Origin of the sequence: Nakamurella multipartita DSM 44233 (genome assembly GCF_000024365.1) — a bacterium.
Classification (GTDB): Bacteria; Actinomycetota; Actinomycetes; order Mycobacteriales; family Nakamurellaceae; genus Nakamurella; species Nakamurella multipartita.
In genome coordinates, this window is record NC_013235.1 from 4014601 (window position 1) to 4033787 (window position 19187).

Annotated in this window: 15 protein-coding genes and 1 pseudogene; 6 read left to right on the forward strand and 10 right to left on the reverse strand. The window is 68.2% G+C overall.

Annotation, left to right across the window (positions count from 1 at the left end; all coding sequences use genetic code 11):
• Positions 1 to 275: 275 nt before the first annotated feature.
• Complete coding sequence (locus NAMU_RS18105; protein ID WP_015748814.1) at positions 276 to 728, forward strand: MerR family transcriptional regulator; 453 nt, start codon at positions 276 to 278, stop codon at positions 726 to 728.
• Positions 729 to 941: 213 nt separating this feature from the next.
• Positions 942 to 1394: a DUF4158 domain-containing protein gene (locus tag NAMU_RS18110; RefSeq protein ID WP_015748815.1), complete on the forward strand. Its 453-nt coding sequence runs from the start codon at positions 942 to 944 to the stop codon at positions 1392 to 1394.
• Here the strand turns inward: NAMU_RS18110 and NAMU_RS18115 are convergent.
• Together NAMU_RS18115 and NAMU_RS30585 are read right to left on the reverse strand one after the other, a co-directional pair.
• Positions 1359 to 2243 carry an IS3 family transposase gene (locus NAMU_RS18115; protein WP_015748816.1) on the reverse strand — a complete coding sequence of 295 codons (885 nt, stop codon included), beginning with the start codon at positions 2241 to 2243 and terminating at the stop codon, positions 1359 to 1361. The genes NAMU_RS18110 and NAMU_RS18115 overlap by 36 nt on opposite strands.
• Positions 2240 to 2530 (reverse strand): transposase, encoded by a 291-nt coding sequence (locus NAMU_RS30585; protein ID WP_015748817.1) that lies wholly within the window; start codon positions 2528 to 2530, stop codon positions 2240 to 2242. Before NAMU_RS30585 ends, NAMU_RS18115 begins: the two co-directional genes overlap by 4 nt.
• A gap of 18 nt (positions 2531 to 2548) precedes the next feature.
• Here NAMU_RS30585 and NAMU_RS27595 point away from each other — a divergent pair, with 18 nt between their 5' ends.
• The 4 genes from NAMU_RS27595 to istB all read left to right on the forward strand — a co-directional run bounded on the left by NAMU_RS27595 (position 2549) and on the right by istB (position 9297).
• Entirely contained in the window at positions 2549 to 5323 is a 2775-nt protein-coding gene (locus NAMU_RS27595) for a Tn3 family transposase (protein WP_015748818.1), read from the forward strand.
• Positions 5295 to 6578 carry an IS256 family transposase gene (locus NAMU_RS18130; protein WP_015748819.1) on the forward strand — a complete coding sequence of 428 codons (1284 nt, stop codon included), beginning with the start codon at positions 5295 to 5297 and terminating at the stop codon, positions 6576 to 6578. Before NAMU_RS27595 ends, NAMU_RS18130 begins: the two co-directional genes overlap by 29 nt.
• Positions 6579 to 6814: 236 nt before the next feature.
• Complete coding sequence (gene istA, locus NAMU_RS18135; RefSeq protein ID WP_015748820.1) at positions 6815 to 8509, forward strand: IS21 family transposase; 1695 nt, start codon at positions 6815 to 6817, stop codon at positions 8507 to 8509.
• Positions 8506 to 9297 carry an IS21-like element helper ATPase IstB gene (gene istB, locus NAMU_RS18140; RefSeq protein WP_015748821.1) on the forward strand — a complete coding sequence of 264 codons (792 nt, stop codon included), beginning with the start codon at positions 8506 to 8508 and terminating at the stop codon, positions 9295 to 9297. The genes istA and istB overlap by 4 nt, the downstream gene beginning before the upstream one ends.
• 15 nt (positions 9298 to 9312) lie before the next feature.
• Here the strand turns inward: istB and NAMU_RS18145 are convergent, their stop codons facing one another.
• The 8 genes and pseudogenes from NAMU_RS18145 to NAMU_RS18180 form a co-directional block, all read right to left on the reverse strand.
• Positions 9313 to 10038 (reverse strand): cation transporter, encoded by a 726-nt coding sequence (locus NAMU_RS18145; RefSeq protein ID WP_015748822.1) that lies wholly within the window; start codon positions 10036 to 10038, stop codon positions 9313 to 9315.
• Positions 10038 to 10364, reverse strand: coding sequence for an ArsR/SmtB family transcription factor (locus NAMU_RS18150; protein WP_041369130.1), 327 nt, complete (start codon positions 10362 to 10364; stop codon positions 10038 to 10040). Before NAMU_RS18150 ends, NAMU_RS18145 begins: the two co-directional genes overlap by 1 nt.
• A 220-nt stretch (positions 10365 to 10584) precedes the next feature.
• Positions 10585 to 10989 (reverse strand): hemerythrin domain-containing protein, encoded by a 405-nt coding sequence (locus tag NAMU_RS18155; protein WP_169312518.1) that lies wholly within the window; start codon positions 10987 to 10989, stop codon positions 10585 to 10587.
• 39 nt (positions 10990 to 11028) lie between these two features.
• Positions 11029 to 11751: pseudogene (gene narI / locus NAMU_RS18160) on the reverse strand (respiratory nitrate reductase subunit gamma); the annotation flags it as partial.
• Positions 11752 to 11759: 8 nt separating this feature from the next.
• Positions 11760 to 12473 carry a nitrate reductase molybdenum cofactor assembly chaperone gene (gene narJ / locus NAMU_RS18165; protein ID WP_015748825.1) on the reverse strand — a complete coding sequence of 238 codons (714 nt, stop codon included), beginning with the start codon at positions 12471 to 12473 and terminating at the stop codon, positions 11760 to 11762.
• Positions 12470 to 14155 carry a nitrate reductase subunit beta gene (narH, locus tag NAMU_RS18170; protein WP_015748826.1) on the reverse strand — a complete coding sequence of 562 codons (1686 nt, stop codon included), beginning with the start codon at positions 14153 to 14155 and terminating at the stop codon, positions 12470 to 12472. The genes narJ and narH overlap by 4 nt, the downstream gene beginning before the upstream one ends.
• Complete coding sequence (locus NAMU_RS18175) at positions 14155 to 17832, reverse strand: nitrate reductase subunit alpha (protein WP_015748827.1); 3678 nt, start codon at positions 17830 to 17832, stop codon at positions 14155 to 14157. The genes narH and NAMU_RS18175 overlap by 1 nt, the downstream gene beginning before the upstream one ends.
• The gene (locus NAMU_RS18180; RefSeq protein WP_015748828.1) at positions 17829 to 19025 is read right to left on the reverse strand and encodes a nitrate/nitrite transporter; all 1197 of its coding nucleotides are present in this window, start codon (positions 19023 to 19025) and stop codon (positions 17829 to 17831) included. Before NAMU_RS18180 ends, NAMU_RS18175 begins: the two co-directional genes overlap by 4 nt.
• Positions 19026 to 19187: the final 162 nt, after the last annotated feature.

Genomic DNA, 19187 nt, shown 5'->3' on the forward strand with positions numbered 1-19187 from the left:
ACCAGTCCCAGCCACCGACACACCACCCGTACCCGGGATTCCGCCGGCTCGCTCACGATCCCGGCGAACTCCAGCTCCAGCCACTCCTCGTCCTCGCAGACCAACGCCCAGAACTGCGCGTCGACTGCCCCGGCACTGAGCGCCGTCCCCGTGTCCACCCGACCGGCCATCGCGGAATCACCACCTGCCACCTACTCGCTCAACCACACGGATCTGTGTCTGCTGGTGTAGATTTGTTATAGCATTGTCGGCAGCCAGGGGCAAGGGATGACAACGTGAATGACAGTCCGAGCCCTCCCCCGCCAGCCAGCGACGGCACCACCGGCGTCTACAGCATCGCCGTGGCCGCCGAACTGTCCGGAATGAGCGTGCAGGCCCTACGCCTGTACGAACGCAAAGGACTCCTGCAACCCCAGCGCACCGCCGGCGGCACCCGCCGCTACAGCGACACCGACATCGTCCGGCTGCGCCGCATCCACAAACTCATCGACGACGGCATCAACCTGACCGGCATCGCCCGAGTCCTCGGCCTGGAAGACGACAACACCACCATCCGCGGCCATAACCACAACCTCCGGGCCGACAACCGCACCCTGCGGGCCCAGAACAGCCAGTTGACCACCGAAAACGCCGACCTCCGCGCCGCCTCGACCAACGCCCTGCAGACCACCACCGACGCCCTCACCGCTGACCCTTCATCGGCCAAACCAGCAACCCCGAGGAGCTGACACACAGCCGCGCCTGCACCCGCCGCAACGGCACGCCGCCACCCACATTCACGACGCGGGCCCAGCGAGCCACCGCAAGGCACGGTCGGGTGCATGCTGACGCCCGTCCATCGTCGTGCCGCTGAACGATCCCCATACGGGCACCTTGCCCGTGCCGGTGGCCGCTGGCTAGCGTGCGTGCGGTGACGGCCATCCGAGCCGGCTGGAGGCGAGATGCCGGTTCGCTACCTGTCCGACCCTGAGCTTGCCCGGCTGAGCAGTTGGCCGGACGAGATCGACGTCGCCGACGTGGTCACCTACTTCACGTTGTCCAGCGATGACCTGTCCTGGGTCGCGGGCTTCAACCGGGTCGAGAACCGGTTGGGTGTGATGGTGCAGCTGTGCGCTTTGCCGTGGCTGGGCTGGGTCCCGGACGACCTGAGCGCGTGCCCGGTGGCGGCCCTGGACCGCTTGGCCGCCGCATTGGCGGTCGCCCCTGATCAGGCGGCCGGCTTGCTGGTGGCCTATGGCGGCTGGCGGGGAGAGACCCGCCGCACCCACCGGGCCCAGGTGCTGGCACGGCTCGGCTGGCGGTGGTGTGCCGCCGGCGAGCGCAAGCAGCTAGAGCGTAATCGATTTCGTGGACACCGCTTAAGCGGCGAGTTCGTGAATGTTCCTATAGCCTAGCTCGTATTCTGAAGGTGTCAAGTAGTCGAGCGTGGAATGTCTCCGGGTGCGGTTATGGTAGGCTTCGATCCAGCTAAATGTCTCCGTTTTCAATTGGTTGATTGTCGGCCATGGACGATTGTGGATGAGTTCTTTCTTGTAGGTCGCGAAGAATGATTCCGCTACGGCGTTGTCCCAGCACACCCCGGTTCGACCCAGGGAACGCCGGATGTCGTTCTTCCTGCAGAAGTCAGCGAATTCCTGACTCGTATACTGGGTTCCGCGGTCGCTGTGGAAGATCACCCCGGCCGGCGGCCGACGGCGGTCCAGGGCCATCTGGAGGGCATCGAGGACCAGACTGGTACGCATGTGGTCGGCGACCGCCCAGCCGACGACCATCCGGGAGTGCAGGTCGATCACGGTGGCGACGTACGCCCAACCGGTCCACGTCTTGACGTAGGTGATGTCGCCGCACCAGGCCTTGTCCGGCGCCGGCGCGGTGAAGTTGCGACCGATCAGGTCGGGCGCCGACACCGGTTTGGCCCCAGCGATCGTGGTTCGCCGCCACGCCTTGGGATGGCGTCCCTGCAGACCAGCGGCCTGCATCAGGCGGTGGATGCGGGCCAGGCCGCAGCGGATGCCCTCCGCGGCCAGGCCGGCCCGGACACGGCGCACGCCGGGGTTGCCCCGGCCCTGCTGGTGGATCCGGCGGATCCGGCTGGTCAGGTCGATGTCGGTCAGCTTCCGGTGACTGACCGGCCGGGTCCGCCACGCGTAGTACCCGGAACGGGACACGCCCAGCTGCTGGCACATGAACTCGACGGGGAACTCGCCGGCATCGGCCCAGTCCGCGATAGCAGCGAAGATCACTGCTGGTCTTTCGCGAACCAGGCCGCCACTTTTTTTGCGAACTCAGCCTCCATGCGCAGTCGAGGTACTTCTTTGCGGAGTCGTTCGAGTTCGGCGCGCTCGTCCTCGTCGAGCGGCCGCTGCGATTCCTCGCCGTCGTCGCGGGCCTTCTTCACCCATTTCCCTAACGTCATTTCGTGGACACCGATGCTCCGGGCGATCTCAGCGATCGAATCGCCCGAATCGAGCACCAACCTTACGGCGTGGCCCTTGTATTCATCGGTGAATCGGCGACGTGTCGAACCCACTCATTCTCCTCAGGTCCCATGACCCGGGCAAGCCATCTGCCTGTCTACGAAACCCGATACGGTCTACAGCTCGATGAGTTCCTGCTCGCCCGCGCGTTGGAGCACGACGCGCCCACGCTGCTGCTGCAGATGGCCTGCGACTGGCTACGCGGGGAACACATCGTCCGGCCGGCGGTCGACGCGCTGGCCCGGCGGGTCGCGTCCGCGCGTGATGCCGCCCGCGCGGAGACCTATCACCGTCTCCGGCCGTTGCTGTCCCCGCCTCGGCCGCGACAGCTCGACGGGCTGCTCGACGTCGACCCGGATCTGGGGATCACCCGGCTGACCTGGCTGCGCCGCGGCGCGACGGCCGCGACCCCGGAGGTGCTCAAGGCCGAGATCGACAAGCTGGAATTCCTGCGTGGGCACGGCGCCGACACCCTGGACCTTTCCCGGCTGCCGGCCGGCCGGCGCCGGCTGCTGGCCGAGATCGGCCGGCGTTCCACCAACCAAGCCCTGCAGCGTGCCGATGTCGACCGCCGGCATCCGGTGCTGCTGGCCACGCTCGCCGAGACCTACGTCGAGGTGCTCGACGAGCTGGTCCAACTGCTCGACCAGGCCCTGGCCGGCGCGGAGTCCCGCGCCCGGCACGAGCTGTCGCAGCGGCTGGTCGACCGCGCGAAGGCCGAAGCCGACCGCGCCCGGCTGCTCGATGAGATCCTCGACGTGCTGGCCGATCCGAGCGTCGCCGACGCCGCCGCCGGCCGCCTGGTGCGCCAACGGGTCGGTATGCCGCGTCTGGTCGCTGCGCGCCGGCCCGCCGGGGAACGCGAGCAGCGCGACCACGGCCACTTCGATCTGCTCGCCGCCCGCTACAAATACCTGCGCACCTTCACCCCAGCCGTGATTGCGTCGCTGCCGCTGACCGGCAACACCGCCAGCCCGGCCGTCAGGTCCCTGCTCGACGCAGTCGCCGTGCTGCGGGAGCTGAACACGGCCGGACGAAGCATGGTGCCCGACGACGCGGCCACGGCGGAGGCGACGTCATTCGTCCCGGCCCGCTGGCGCGACTACCTGGACGCGACCCGCGGACAGGGCCGCGGCGCGGCCTACCGGCACTACTGGGAACTCGCCGTGCTGTACGGGGTGCAGGCCGGGCTGCGTTCGGGTGACCTGTGGGTGCCCGGCTCACGCCGGTACACCGACCCCGCCGCCCTGCTGTTGCCGGTCGAGCGGTGGGCCGTCCAACGCGACGACTTCTGCACCCTCACCGGAGCCGACGCGAACCCGCACCGGCAACTCGACCGACTCGACGGCGAACTGCACTCGGCGATCGCCTCTCTGGAGGCCGTGCTGGCCGACCCCTCGGCCGAAGGCCTGGCCCGCCTCGGCGACGACGGTGATCTGATCGTGTCGCCGCTCGCCGCTGAGCAGGTCCCGGCCGCAGCGGACGAACTCGCCGCGGCGTGTGCCACCCGGCTACCGCGCGTGCAGCTGCCGGCACTGCTGATCGAGGTCGACCAGATGACCGGGTTCAGCCAGGAGTTCACCCATGCCGGCGGCGCCCAGCCCCGCAACCCTGATCTGCGCCGCAACCTGTACGCGGCGTTGATCACCTACGCCTGCAACCTCGGCTACGCCGGGATGGCCGACGCCTCCGGCATCTCCGAAGACCAACTGGCCTGGACCTCCCAGTGGTACCTGCGGCAAGACACGCTGCGCGCAGCAAACACCCGGCTGGTCAACGCCCACCACGCGAATCCACTCGCTGCCCTGTGGGGCGGCGGCACCCTGTCCTCGTCCGACGGGCAACGGTTCCCGCAGCGCGGCCGCAGCCTCACCGCCCGCGCCCTGTCCCGGTACTTCCTCGACGAGGGCACCACCACTTACACCCACGTCTCCGATCAACACTCCACGTACGGCACCAAGGTCATCCCGACGACCTGGCGCGAAGCCGTCGCCGTGCTGGACGAGATCTTCGGCAACCCCACCGATCTGCCGCTCGGCGAGCACACCGTCGACACCGCCGGCCAAACGCTGGCGACGTTCGCGATCTTCCACCTCGCCGGGTTGCAGTTCTCCCCACGCATCCGCGACATCGGCCGCCTACAGCTCTACCGCCTCGGCGCAGCATCGACCTGGCGCGCCCGCTACCCGCACGCCGGACCGCTGCTCGGCCAACCGATCCAGACCCAGCTGATCGCCGAGCACTGGAACGACATGCTCCGCCTGGTGGGCTCGATGAAGTTCGGGCACACCACCGCCAGCCTGCTCATCGCCAAGCTGCACGCCAGCAGTCGGCAATCCAGCCTGGCCAGGGCGCTGCACGAGTACGGCCGGCTGATCCGCACGATCTACGTCTGCCGTTACGTCGCCGACGAAGAACTCCGTCGCCGGGTGCGGCGTCAGCTGAACAAGGGCGAGAGCCTGCACGCGCTGCGCCGCGACCTGTTCTTCGCCCACCAAGGCCACGTCCGCCGACGGCACCTCGACGACCAGATCGACCAGGCCCTGTGCCTGACCCTGGTGACCAACGCCTGCGTGCTGTGGACCACCACCTACCTCGCCGACGCGCTCGATGCCCTCCGCATGGAAGGACATGACGTCGACGACGAGATCGCCGCCCACCTCACCCCGCGCAGCACGACCACATCAACTTCTACGGCACGTATTCCTTCGATCTCGACGCCGAACTACGCCGCGAAGGACACCGGCCAGGGACTGTCCAACAAACGGTGTTTCTGGCCTGACACGCTGGGCGTTGCTCGGCGGGGAAGGTGCCGTGATGACCGCGACACTCAATGGTGTGCCTAGGAAGAAGCCGGTCGAGGAGTCGGCCGAACAGCGGGCGGCTGCGGAGCTGGTGCGGCTGGCCAAGGAACAGGGCTTGTCGTTGACGGGCCCGGACGGGTTGCTCAAGCAGCTGACCAAGGCGGTCCTGCAGACCGCTCTGAACGAGGAGATGACCGAGCACCTCGGGTATGAAAAGCACGACCCGGCCGGTGCCGGGTCGGGCAACATCCGCAACGGCACCCGGGCCAAGACGGTCCTGACCGAGGCTGCCGGCACGGTTGAGATCGACGTGCCGCGCGATCGGGCCGGCACGTTCGAGCCGCAGATCGTGCGCAAGCGGCAGCGCCGGTTGTCCGGTGTCGATGAGGTGGTGTTGTCGTTGTACGCCAAGGGTTTGACCACCGGGGAGATCAGCGCCCACTTCGCCGAGATCTACGGGGCGTCGGTGTCCAAAGAGACCATCAGCCGGATCACCGACAAGGTCATCGAGGAGATGAACGAATGGGCGGTGCGGCCCCTGGACGAGATCTACGCCGCGGTGTTCATCGACGCCATCGTGGTCAAGGTTCGGGACGGGCAGGTCGGGAACCGCCCGTTCTACGCCGCGATCGGGGTCAGCCTGGACGGGGAACGGGACATCCTGGGGTTGTGGGCCGGGACCGGCGGTGAGGGCGCCAAGTTCTGGATGAGCGTGCTCACCGACCTGCGGAACCGGGGTGTGAAAGACACCTTCTTCGTAGTCTGCGACGGGCTCAAGGGACTGCCCGAGGTGGTGACCAACGTCTGGCCCCAGGCCATCGTGCAGACGTGCATCATCCATCTGATCCGCAACACGTTCCGGCTGACTTCCCGCAGGTACTGGGATGAGCTCAAACGCGACGTCAAACCGATCTACACCGCGGTGAATGCCACGGCGGCGCGGGCTGCGTTCGATGACCTGACCGAAAAATGGGGTGCCCGGTACCCGGCGGTGATCCGGCTGTGGGACAACGCCTGGGCCGAGTTCATCCCGTTCTTGGACTACGACGTCGAGATCCGCAAGGTGCTGTGCAGCACCAACGCGATCGAGAGCTTGAACGCCCGCTACCGGCGAGCGATCAAGGCCCGCGGACACTTCCCGTCCGAACAAGCAGCGATGAAGTGCCTGTACCTGGTCACCAGATCACTGGACCCCACCGGCGCCGGCCGGGCACGATGGACGATGCGATGGAAACCGGCCCTGAACGCCTTCGCGATCACCTTCAGCGACCGATTCCCAGCAGCAGAGACCTACTAATGGAAACCGCCGGAAACACCGTTCATGCGATAGACCCACCGGCCACTCCACGTGACCGCCTGACCAACCCAGCAAGATCACCTGAGTGTGTGAGGTTTGGGTGGCCCCACTTGTCCGGGGAATGTCGTTGTTGAGTGGCCCCACCTGCGACTCGCCGGGCAGCTTGTGTCAGGTTTGAGTGGCCCCACCTGATCGTGATCGGCATCTGCGGATGCCGACCGGTCAGGAGGACTGGGATGAGGTCCAGAGTGGTGCTGTTCGAGCAGATCCGACGTGATTCCCGGATCGAGGGCCTGTCGGTGCGGGCGCTGGCCAAACGTCACCATGTTCATCGGCGCACGGTGCGCCAAGCGTTGGCGTCCGCGACTCCACCGCCGCCGGCCCGCCGGGTGTGGAAGCGAACGAAGATCACCCCGTTCGCGGCGGCGATCGATGACATGTTGCGGGCGGATCTGACGGCCCCACGGAAGCAGCGCCACACGGTGGTACGGATCCTGGACCGGTTGGTCGACGAACACGGCGCGACGGATCTGACCTATGGGACGGTCCGGGCGTATGTGGCGCAGCGGCGCCCGGAGATCAACGCCGAGGCCGGGCGGCCGGTCGCTGAGGTCTTCATCGCACAAACGCATCAGCCCGGGGCGGAGGCCGAGGTCGACTTCGCCGAGTTGTGGGTGGACCTGCCGGCCGGGCGGACCAAGTGCTACTTGTTCACGCTGCGGCTGTGTTTCTCCGGTCGGGCGGTCCACCGGGTGTTCGCGACCCAGTCGCAGGAGGCGTTCCTGGAAGGTCACATCGACGCGTTCACCGAGCTGGGCGGGATCCCGGTCAAGCACATCAAGTACGACAACTTGAAGTCCGCAGTCACGACGGTGCTGTTTGGGAACAACCGACGGCGGACCGAGAACGACCGATGGGTGCTGTTCCGGTCCCATTACCAGTTCGACTCGTTCTACTGCATGCCCGGCGTGGACGGCGCCCACGAGAAGGGTGGAGTCGAGGGTGAGGGTGGCCGATTCCGCCGCAACCACCTCGTCCCGGTCCCGAAAGTGGCCTCGTTGGCCGAGCTGAACGTCCGGCTCGCGAAGGCGGACCGGGCCGATGATCACCGCCGAATCAGCGGACAGGTCCGCACCGTCGGTGACATGTTCGCCATCGAGCAACAGATGCTGCACCCGTTGCCCGTGGAGGTGTTCGAACCGGGCCTGACGATGAACCCGCGGGTCGATCGGCACGCCCGGATCATGGTCCGCAACGTGCAGTACTCGGTCCCGGCCCGGTTCATCAACCGGCGGGTCCGGGTCATCTTGCGGTCCAACGAGGTGATCGTGTTCGACGGTCGCACCCAGCTCGTCCGGCACGAACGGTCCAGCCGGAAAGGCTCCCAGGTGCTGGTCCTGGATCACTACCTGGAGGTGCTGCGGTTCAAGCCCGGCGCCCTGCCCGGGGCGACGGCATTGGTCCCGGCCCGGGCGAACGGGTCGTTCACCACCGTGCACGAGGCGTTCTGGGCGGCCGCCCGGAAAGCTCACGGCGACGCGGCGGGCACCCGGGAACTGATCGAGGTGTTGTTGTTGCACCGGCACATGACCCATGCCGATGTCGTCGCCGGTCTGCAGGCCGCCCTCACGGTCGGCGCGAGCAACGCCGACGTCGTCGCTGTCGAGGCCCGCAAACACCAGACCGCAGCGGGTGGGGCCGGCCAACGGCACCATCCCGTCGATCAGAACGCGGGCGTTGAGCAACGTGTTGTCAGCCTGACCGAACGCCGGCTCGCCGATCCGGCTGCGGTCATCGCCGGGCTACCGACAGACTCCAGGCCGTTGCCGTCCGTCGCTGAGTACGACGAGCTGCTGATCCGGCGCCGCATCACACCGACCGAGACCACCACCACCATTGATGTCGCCGCGCAGAAGGGGAACGTGTCATGAATCAGCCACTACGTCGACGTCGGGGACTGACCGAGCAGGCCGCCGCCGCGGCGATCGATCAGGCTTGCCGGCAACTCCGGCTACCGACGGTCCGCGGCCTGGTCCCGGACCTGGCCGTCGTCGCGGAGAAGGAACAACTCACCTACCAAGGTTTCCTGGCCGAGCTGTTGTTGTCCGAGTGCGACGACCGGAACCGGCGCCGCTCGATCCGCCGGGTCAAAGCCGCCGGGTTTCCCCGTGAGAAGTGGCTGGCCGATTTTGATTTCGAGGCGAACCCGAACATCAACCCGGCCACGATCCACACCCTGGCGAACTGCAACTGGATCCACACCGGGCAACCGCTGTGCCTGATCGGTGACTCCGGCACCGGCAAGAGCCACCTGTTGATCGCATTGGGCACCATCGCCGCGGAGAACGAGTACCGGGTGAAATACACGCTCGCGACCAAGCTGGTCAACGAGCTCGTCGAGGCCGCCGACGACAGGGTCCTGGCCAAGACGATCGCCCGCTACGGCCGTGTCGACCTGCTTTGCATCGACGAACTCGGCTATATGGAACTCGACAAGCGAGGCGCCGAACTCCTGTTCCAAGTGCTGACCGAACGCGAGGAGAAGAACTCCGTCGCCATCGCCTCCAACGAGTCCTTCTCCGGTTGGACGAAGACGTTCACCGACCCGCGGCTCTGCGCCGCGATCGTGGACCGGCTCACCTTCGGTGGCAACATCATTGAGACCGGCACCCAATCCTTCCGGCTCGCCCACACCAAAGCCGCCCAACTCGCCAGCTGACCCACTGCTGCCGGGTCACCGGCAGCAATCGCACCCGCCGCCACAGCCGGCCACCTCACCGGCGGCCGCGATCGGAGCGGAAACGGCTCGATCAGCCGGTGTCGGGGCGCAGCAGGCGTCGCCCTTCCACGCATCCCGGCCTTCTTTGACGGCCACCGCGGCGATGACCAGCGCGGCGATCGGGTCCGCCCAGGACCAGCCCAGCAGCGAGTTCAACGCCAAACCGACCAGCAGCACCCCCGACAGGTAGGTGCACAACAGTGTCTGCTTGGAGTCCGCCACCGCGGACCGTGAGTTGAGCTGCCGGCCGGCGCGGCGCTGCCCCCAGGACAGCCAGGGCATCACCAATAGGCTCACCGCGGCAAGTATCAGCCCGACCGTGGAATGGCGAGCCTGCGTGTCACCGAACAGCGAGGTGACCGCGTCAAAGGCGACATAGGCGGCGAGCGCGAAGAACGACCAGGCGATGATCCGCAGCGCGGTCCGTTCCCGGGCCTGCGGGTCTTTCGCGGCGAACTGCCACGCCACCGCGGCCGCCGATGTCACTTCGATGACCGAGTCCAGACCGAACCCGATCAGCGCCGACGACGACGCGACCGTGCCGGCGCTGATCGCAACGACCGCCTCGATCACGTTGTAGGCGATCGTGGCCGTCACGAACCACCGGATCCGCCGCGACAACACCGCTCGACGAGCCGCATCCGGACCCGCCGACGGCAACGACAACGGCACCGTGGCCATCAGCAGCACCCATCAGAGTCGACCGCGCAATGCGCCGGGTCGACCGCGAGGACCACCCCAAGCAGGTCCGTCAACGCGTGCCCAAGCCTGCCGTCAGCCAGCTCATACCGGGTGCGCCGGCCCTCCGGCACCGCGACCACCAACCCGCAACCACGCAGACACCCAAGATGGTTCGACAGACTTTGACGCGAAACCCCGAGAAGCTCAGCCAGTTCCGCCGGATAACCCGGCGTTTCCCGCAACGCCAACAACACCCGCACCCGCGTCGGATCCGACAGCGCGTGCCCGAACCGGGCCAACACCGGGGCATGCGAGAGAAGTTCCACGCATCAGACAGTACATCACGCGATGGATTCATCCAACGATTGACAGCCCCCGGCCGGCATCCGCCTGGGGCCATCCCAACCTGACGAGCTGGGGCCACCCAGCCTTGACAAACTCAATCACCAAAACACCCAGATCCGTTCCGTTGCTACGGCGACCCGGGCAGTGGCTGCGGCCCTGGACCGGCAGGAAGGTACCCGTCGACCGTTGGTCCGATGCGGCTCAGTCCTGCATCAGGGTAGGGCTGTGAATGCTTTCCCACTGGTCATCGGACAAGTAGGCCAACGCGGACGGGAAGAGACCATTTTCTTCTCGATCGATATGACTCTTGAGAAGCAACACAAGATGGGGCACGTGCGACAAATCACCGGCCACGATCGCATCGATGTGCCGGTCGAGTTCGTCATGCTCGGCGCACAGTTCCTCGATGTGCTCAGTGAATAGGTCGTCCTTTTTCATTTCGGCGAACACACCGTTTTCCTCCCGCCGGGCGTGCGGGTGCAGCTTGCCGGCGAGCTCGTGGGCGGCGGCCCGGCCGGCCTCGACGTCACCGTCTCGGTGGGCAGCGGTCAGCCGGTAAGCACAGGCGGCGATGTCCTCATGTTCCTTGCTGAGCTTGGCGATCATCGGGATGTTGCGGCAGCCGCAGTAACTGCACATTGGGTGTCACCATCCTCGACGTTTGGGCCGGGAGCCGACCGGGTTGCCGGGGCGGCCGGCGTCCCGGGACCGGTAGACGATGTAGGGGCGGAACAGGTACGCGACCGGCGCGCTGAACGCGTGGACCAGCCGGGTGAACGGCCAGAGAGCGAACAGCGCCAGGCCGATGATCGCGTGCAGCTGGTAGCTCAGCGGGGCACCGGCCATCGCCGCGCCGTCCGGCCGCAGGAGGAAGATCGACCGGAACCAGACCGACACCGTCTCGCGGTAGTTGTACGGCTCCCCGACGATGCCCGAGCCGACCATGGTGGTGGCCAGGCCGGCGACGATCGCCAGAACCAGCACCAGGTACATCAGCTTGTCGTTGCGGGTGGTGGCCATGAACACCGGACCCTTCGTGCGCCGCCGGTACACCAGGATGATCACCCCGGCCAGCGTGCAGACGCCGGCGATCGTGCCGAGCAGTACCGCCTGCACGTGGTAGGCCGTCTCACTCAGACCGACCGCGTGGGTCCAGCTCTCGGGAATCACCAGGCCGATGACGTGGCCGACGATGACCACCAGGATGCCGAAGTGGAACAGCGGGCTGCCGATCCGCAACAGCTTGCTCTCGTACAGCTGGGAGGAGCGGGTGGTCCAGCCGAACTTGTCGTAGCGGTAGCGCCACCAGAGCCCGACCGCCAGGATCGCGATCGTCACGTACGGCACGATCGACCAGAACAGCGCCCCGGCGCTCATCACAGTGCCTTCCCAGCGGCAAATCTCGGGTTCGGGCCGAGCAGCAGGTCGACCGGGCCGGACCGGGGACCGGCCGGGGCGGCCGGCCCGGCCAGCGGGTACGGGTCGAGGCCGACCGCCTCCGCCGGCGGACCCTGCATGATCAACCGGCGGGCCAGCAGCAGGTCCTGCTCGCCGGGCGGCGGTAGCGTCGCGGCCACCGCCTGCACGACGTCCGCGTACGCGGAGTCCATGGCCTGCAACCCCTCGTGCAGCAGGTCGATCGACGTCCGGTGGTCGGCGAGCAGCCGGTACCCGGCGTCCTCGTCGACGGTGGCGGCGAACTCGAGCACCACCGCCAGATGGTCGGGCAGCTCACCGGCCGGCGGGACCGCCCCGACCGCCCGGTAGGCCGACGCGAACTCCAGCAGGGCCACGCCGCGGCCGCGGGTGTCACCGGCCGTGTAGTACGTCAGGAACAGCGTGCGCCGGCGGCGCCAGTCGAACGTGTCGACGTACCGGATGGCGGCGTCGACCGTCGGCTGCTCGGCGAGCCGGTCCACGCTGCGACGCAACGGCTCTCCGGCGGCCGGCGGCAGCGCCCGGATCGCCGCGCGAACCAGGGCCAACCGGTCGACCCAGGCCTCGTCGGGGTAGGCCAGCAGCAGGGACGCGGACTGCCAGATCACCCGGCGGTCGGCGGTTCGGTCGGTCTCTCGGCGGCGCAGTCTCATGCCTGCTCCTCGCGTCCGGTCGCCCGGGGCGAGCCGGGCCGCGGGGTGAACATCGACTCCGGGGTCCCCTTGCCGTCCCAGTTGAGCAGGTTGACCCGGGACCGGTGGCCCCCGCGCACGCCGAGCTCCTCGGTGGTCTGCCGTTCCCGCAACGCCTGGAACGTCTCCACCGCGACCGGTACCGGTGACCCGCTGGCCTCGCCGAACGGGCCGGAGTCGTACATGCCCGGCCCCCCGTCGAAGTCCAGCGCGCAATCGGTCACCGACTCCTCCAGCCGATGGCCCTGGGCCGCGTAGGCGGTCGGGATGACGTACCGCTGCTCGTACTTGGCGATCGCCAGCAGCCGGTACATCTCGTACATCGATTCCTCGCTCATCCCCACCGAGGCCGGGATCGAGGGGTCCGGCTCGCGTTCCAGGTTGTGGTCACGCATGTAGGCGCGCATGGCCGCCAGCGTGCGCAGCACCCGGTCGACCGGCGCGGTGTCGCCGGCGGTGAACAACCCGGCCAGGTACTCGATCGGGATGCGCAACGCCGAGATCGCACCGAACAGGTTGTCCACGTCCTCGCCGTCGTGCGCCTCCCGGCTGATCGCGTCGACGACCGGCGACAGCGGCGGCACGTACCAGACCATCGGCATGGTGCGGTATTCCGGATGCAGCGGCAGCGCCACCTGGTACTGCTTGATCAACGCGTACACCGGCGATCGGCGCGCGGCCTCCAACCACTCGTCGGTGACGCCGTTCTCCCGGGCGGCGGCGGCCACGGCCGGGTCGGACGGGTCCAGCAGCAGGTCCAACTGGGCCTGGTACAGGTCCTGCTCGCGTTCGGTCGAGGCGGCGGCCAGCACCTTGTCGGCGTCGTACAGCAGCAGCCCGAGGTAGCGCAGCCGGCCCACACAGGTCTCGGAACACACGGTGGGTAAACCCACCTCGATCCGCGGGTAGCAGAACGTGCACTTCTCGGCCTTGCCGGTCCGGTGGTTGAAGTACACCTTCTTGTAGGGGCAGCCGGACACGCACATCCGCCAGCCGCGGCACTTGTCCTGGTCGACCAGCACGATGCCGTCCTCGGCCCGCTTGTACATCGCCCCGGACGGGCACGACGCCACGCACGACGGGTTCAGGCAGTGCTCGCAGATTCGGGGCAGGTAGAACATGAACGCCTGCTCGAGTTCCAGCTTGATCTTGTCGCTGACCTGGGCGAGCACCGGGTCACCGGCCAGGATCTCCGGAGAACCGCCGAGGTTGTCGTCCCAGTTCGCCGACCAGGTCACCTTCATCGGCTCGCCGGAGAGCAGGCTGCGGGGCGGGGCCGTCGGCATGTGCTCGCCCAGCGGCGCGGTCGTCAGGTTCTCGTAGTCGTAGGTCCAGGGCTCGTAGTAGTCCTCGATCGAGGGCATCTTCGGGTTCGAGAAGATGTTCAGCAGCTTCTTGAACCGCCCGCCGGCCCGCAGCCGGAGCCGGCCGCGCGAGTCGCGGACCCAGCCACCCTCCCAGCGGTCCTGATTCTCGTAGGTGCGCGGATAGCCCTGCCCGGGGCGGGTTTCCACGTTGTTGAACCACACGTACTCGACCCCGGACCGGTTGGTCCAGGCCTGCTTGCAGGTCACCGAGCAGGTGTGGCAGCCGATGCACTTGTCCAGGTTCATCACCATGGCCAGTTGCGCCATCACACGCATCAGTACTGCACCTCCTGCGAGCGCCGGCGAACCATGGTGACCTCGTCACGCTGGTTCCCGGTCGGCCCGAGATAGTTGAACGCGAAGGACATCTGGGCGTAGCCGCCGGCCAGATGGGTGGGCTTGACCAGCAACCGGGTCAGCGAGTTGTGAATGCCGCCCCGGGTGCCGGTGGTCTCGGTCAGCGGCATGTCGATGGTCCGTTCCTGGGCGTGGTGCACGTAGACCACCCCCTCGGGCATCCGGTGGGACACGATGGCCCGCAACACCATCACCCCGTTGCGGTTGACCGCCTCGACCCAGTCGTTGTCGGCCACCCCGATCTTGGCGGCGTCGGCGCCGCTGATCCACATGGTCGGCCCGCCCCGGGACAGCGAGAGCATGAACAGGTTGTCCTGGTACTCGGAATGGATGGACCATTTGGAGTGCGGGGTCAGGTACCGCACGCACAGGCCCAGACCCTCGGTAGTGTCGCCGATCCGGGGCTCGCCGAACAGGCCCTGGATGTCCAGCGGCGGCCGGAACACCGGCAACTGCTCGCCCAGCTCCTCCATCCAGTCGTGATCGACGTAGAAGTGCATGCGGCCGGTGAGGGTGTGCCAGGGCTTGAGCTCCTCCACGTTCACGGTGAACGGCGCGTAGCGCCGGCCGCCGGTCTCGCTGCCCGACCACTCGGGGCTGGTGATCACCGGGACCGGGCGGGCGGCGGTGTCGGCGTAGCTGATCCGCTTCTCCTCGCTGCCCTCGGCCAGGTGCACCAGCGGGCGTCCGGTCCGCCGCTCCAGCTGCCGGAAACCCTCGACCGCCAGCCGGCCGTTGGTCGTGCCGGCCAGGGCCAGGATGGTGTCGGCCATCTTCACCGCGGTGTCGATGGCCGGGCGTCCCGCTCCGGCCCCGTGATCCATCACTCCGTGCCGCGCGGCCAGCTCGCCGACCTCCCGATCTGGGATGACGGTGACCGCCTTGGTCGTCACCCCGAGGGTGTCCACCAGCGGACCCAACGTCTCCCACTGCTGGGCCAGCGCCGGGTAGTCGCGGGTGACGACGGCGATCTGCCCCATCGTCCGGCCCGGCACCGGCACCTCCCCGGTGGCCCGCCAGTCCCGTTGCGTGCCGTGCGGGTAGGCGGTCTCCCCCGGGGTGTCGTGCTGCAGCGGCGTCATCACCACGTCCTGCCGCACGCCCAGATGAGTGGCCGCCAGCCGGGAGAAGACCCGGGCGATGGTGTGGAACGCGTCGAAGTCCGACCGGGTCTCCCACGGCGGGTCGATGGCCGGGCTGAACGCGTGCACGTACGGGTGCATGTCGGTGGAGGACAGGTCGGCCTTCTCGTACCAGGTGGCCGCGGGCAGCACGACATCCGAGAGCAGGGTGGTCGAGGTCATCCGGAAGTCCAGCGACAGCATCAGATCGAGCTTGCCCGCCGGTGTCCGGTCGACCCAGGTGACGTCCCGCGGCCGCAACGGCTCCGGTGTCGGGTCGGCCCGCAGGTTCGAGGTCGTCCCGAGCAGGTGCCGCAGGAAGTACTCGTTGCCCTTGCTGGACGAGCCGAGCAGGTTGGCCCGCCAGGCGGTGAGCACCCGCGGCCAGTTGCCCGGGTCGTCCGGGTCGGTGACGGCCAGCTTGAGCTGTCCGGACGCCAGCTGCGCGGCGACGTACTGCGGCGCCGGCACTCCGGCGGCTGCCGCCTCGTCGGCCAGATCCAGGCTGCTGCGGTCGAATTGGGGGAAGAACGGCATCCACCCCATGGCCACGGATGCGGCCAGCACGTCCATGGTGTGCATCCCGGCGAACCGGCCCCGGCCCAGCGGCGAGGCCAGGGCGTCGGCCCGGTACCCGTCGTAGCGCCACTGGTCGGTGTGCGCGTACCAGTAACCGGTGCCAATCATCTGCCGCGGCGGGCGCACCCAGTCGCTAGCCATCGCCATGGTCGCCCAACCGGTGATCGGCCGGCACTTCTCCTGGCCGACGTAGTGGGCCCAGCCGCCACCGTTGCGACCCATCGACCCGGTCAGGATCAACATCGCCAGGATGGCCCGGTAGGTGGCATCGCCGTGGAACCACTGGCAGATCCCGGCGCCCATGATGATCATCGAGCGGCCGCCGGATTCCTCGGCGTTGCGGGCGAACTCGCGGGCCACCCGGATCGCCTGGGCCGCGGACACCCCGGTGATCGGCTCCTGCCAGGCCGGCGTGTAGGGCTCGGCGGCGTCGTCGTATCCGGCCGGCCAGCTGCCCGGCAGCCCGGACCGGTGGACCCCGTACTGGGCCAGCATCAGATCGAACACCGTGCAGCACAGCCGGTCCCCCACCCGGCGCACCGGGACCCCGCGGGTGAGCACCGCCGCCCGGCCGTCCGGGGTGTCGAACCGGGTGAGCAGCACCGGCACCGACTCGCCGGGATCGGCCAGCACGGTCAGCTGCGGCACGACCCCGGCCAGGTCCAGGTTCCATTTGCCCACCCCCGAGTCCGTATAACGGAACCCGAGAGATCCGTGGGGCGCGACCACCTCGCCGGTGCGGCCGTCCACCAGGACCGGCTTGAAGGCCGCGCCTTCGGATTCGTCCCCGAGGTCGGCGGCGGTCAGGTTCTTGCCGGGCACGTAGGCCCCGTCCCGCTCCTCCAACGCGATCAGGAACGGCAGATCGGTGTACTGCCGGACGTAGTCGACAAAGAACGGGGTGCGCTTCTCCACCAGGAATTCCCGCAGGATGACGTGCCCCATGGCCATGCCCAGCGCGCCGTCGGTGCCGGCCGCGCAGGGCATCCACTCGTCGGCGAACTTCGTGTTGTCGGCGTAGTCGGGACTGACCGTGACGACCTTGGTGCCGCGGTAGCGGACCTCGGCCATCCAGTGCGCGTCCGGGGTCCGGGTGACCGGGACGTTGGAGCCCCACAGCATGAGATAGGAGGCGTCCCACCAGTCCCCGGACTCGGGCACGTCGGTCTGATCGCCGAACACCTGCGGTGAGGCCACCGGCAGGTCGGCGTACCAGTCGTAGAACGAGGTCATCGCCCCGCCCATCAGCTCGACGAACCGGGAGCCGGCCGCGTGCGAGACCATGGACATGGCCGGGATCGGCGAGAAGCCGGCGATCCGGTCCGGCCCGTAGCGCTTGATGGTGTGCACGTGGGCGGCGGCGATCATCTCGCACGCCTCGTCCCAGCTCACCCGGACCAGGCCGCCCTTGCCGCGGGCCTGCTGGTAGCGGCGGCGACGCTCCGGATCGTCCTGGATCTCGGCCCAGGCCAGCACCGGGTCGCCCAACCGGGTCCGGGCCTCCCGGAACATCTGCACCAGCACGCCCCGGGCGTACGGGTAGCGGACGCGCGTGGGCGAGTAGGTGTACCAGGAGAAGGCCGCGCCGCGCGGGCAGCCACGCGGCTCGTACTCCGGCCGGTCGGGACCGACACTGGGATAATCGGTCTCCTGCGTCTCCCAAGTGATGATGCCGTCCTTGACGTACACCTTCCACGAGCAGGAACCGGTGCAGTTCACCCCGTGCGTGGAGCGCACCACCTTGTCGTGGCTCCAGCGGTCCCGGTAGAAGACGTCGCCCTCGCGTCCGCCGGACTTGGTGATGGTGCGCCGGTCGGCGGACACCTCACCCGTGGTGAAGAAGCGACCGCTGCGCAGCAGCAGATCGGCGACGGGACCGTCGGTTCCGGCGTTCAATTCTTCCCTCCGGGGCTCGCGCCGGCCGGCCGCACATGCAGCCGCCAGGCGGTGACGATCGCCGCCACCAGGCAGGTGGCCACGAGCAGCGCAAGACCGACGGTGTAGTCGTTGCCGGTCGAGTCGTAGGTCGCCCCCATCACCAACGGCGGGAAGTACCCGCCCAGACCCCCGGCCGCGCCGACGATCCCGGTGACCGTACCCACCTTCTCCGGCGGCGCGGACCGCGCCACCCAGGCGAAGACCCCGCCGGTGCCGATGCCCAGGAAAAAGGCCAGCGCGACGAACGACGCCCCCGCCGCCAGTTCCGCCGGCGGCTGCGTGATCTCGACGGCGGCCAGCGCCCCGGACCCGATCAGCGAGGTCAACACGATCGCCTTGGGACCGACCCGGTCGGACAGGATCCCGCCGATCGGCCGGGCGACGACCGCCGCCAGCGCGAACCCCGCGGTACGGGTCCCGGCGTCGGTGGCGGAGAAGTCGTAGATGGTCTTGAGATAGGTCGGCAGGTAGGTGCTGAAGGCGACGAAGCCGCCGAAGCACACCGCGTACAGGAACGCCATCTGCCAGGTGATGGCCAGCTTGCCGGCCGCCCTGAGTTTGGGGATCACCGGGGCCGTGTTCGGCTTCCAGCTGGGCGAATCCTTCATTGCTACCATCACCAGCACCGCCGTGCCGGCCAGCGCCGCGGCGATGATCAGGTGCGCGGTGACGTAGCCGAACCAATTCACGAAACGCGGGGTGAAGAAGGCGGACAATGCCGTCCCACCCATTCCCGCGCCGAAAACTCCGGTGGCAAAACCGCGGCGGGCCGGCGGGTACCACGCGTTGACGAACGGGATACCCACGGCGAAGGTGGTCCCGGCAATACCCAGGAAGAAGCCGAAAATCAGCAACAGAACATAGGAGTCGATGGACCCGGCGAAGGCGACCAGCAGGACCGGGACAATGGACGCGACCGAGACGATGATGAACATCATTCGGCCGCCATAACGATCGGTGAGGGCGCCGACCGGTATTCGCCCGACCGACCCCACCAGGATCGGCGTGGCCACCAGCAACGCGGTCTGCGTGCTGGACAGCGACATCGCGGCGGCGTACGGCGTGGACAGCGGCCCGATCAGGTTCCAGGCCCAGAAGTTGATCGCGAACGTCCAGGTCGCCAACGCGAGGTTGCGTCCCTGCCCGGTCATTTGCGTGACCGCCGGGGAGGACGGGCCGGTCGGCCGAACGGTGCTCACCGCGACACCCACAGCAAGGTCGCACGAGGGTCGGTCAGGCGCATCAACTACTCCTCGGTCACAGCGGGCCCCACCAAAGCACGCCCCCGACTCCATCACCGCGGCGCTCAGGCG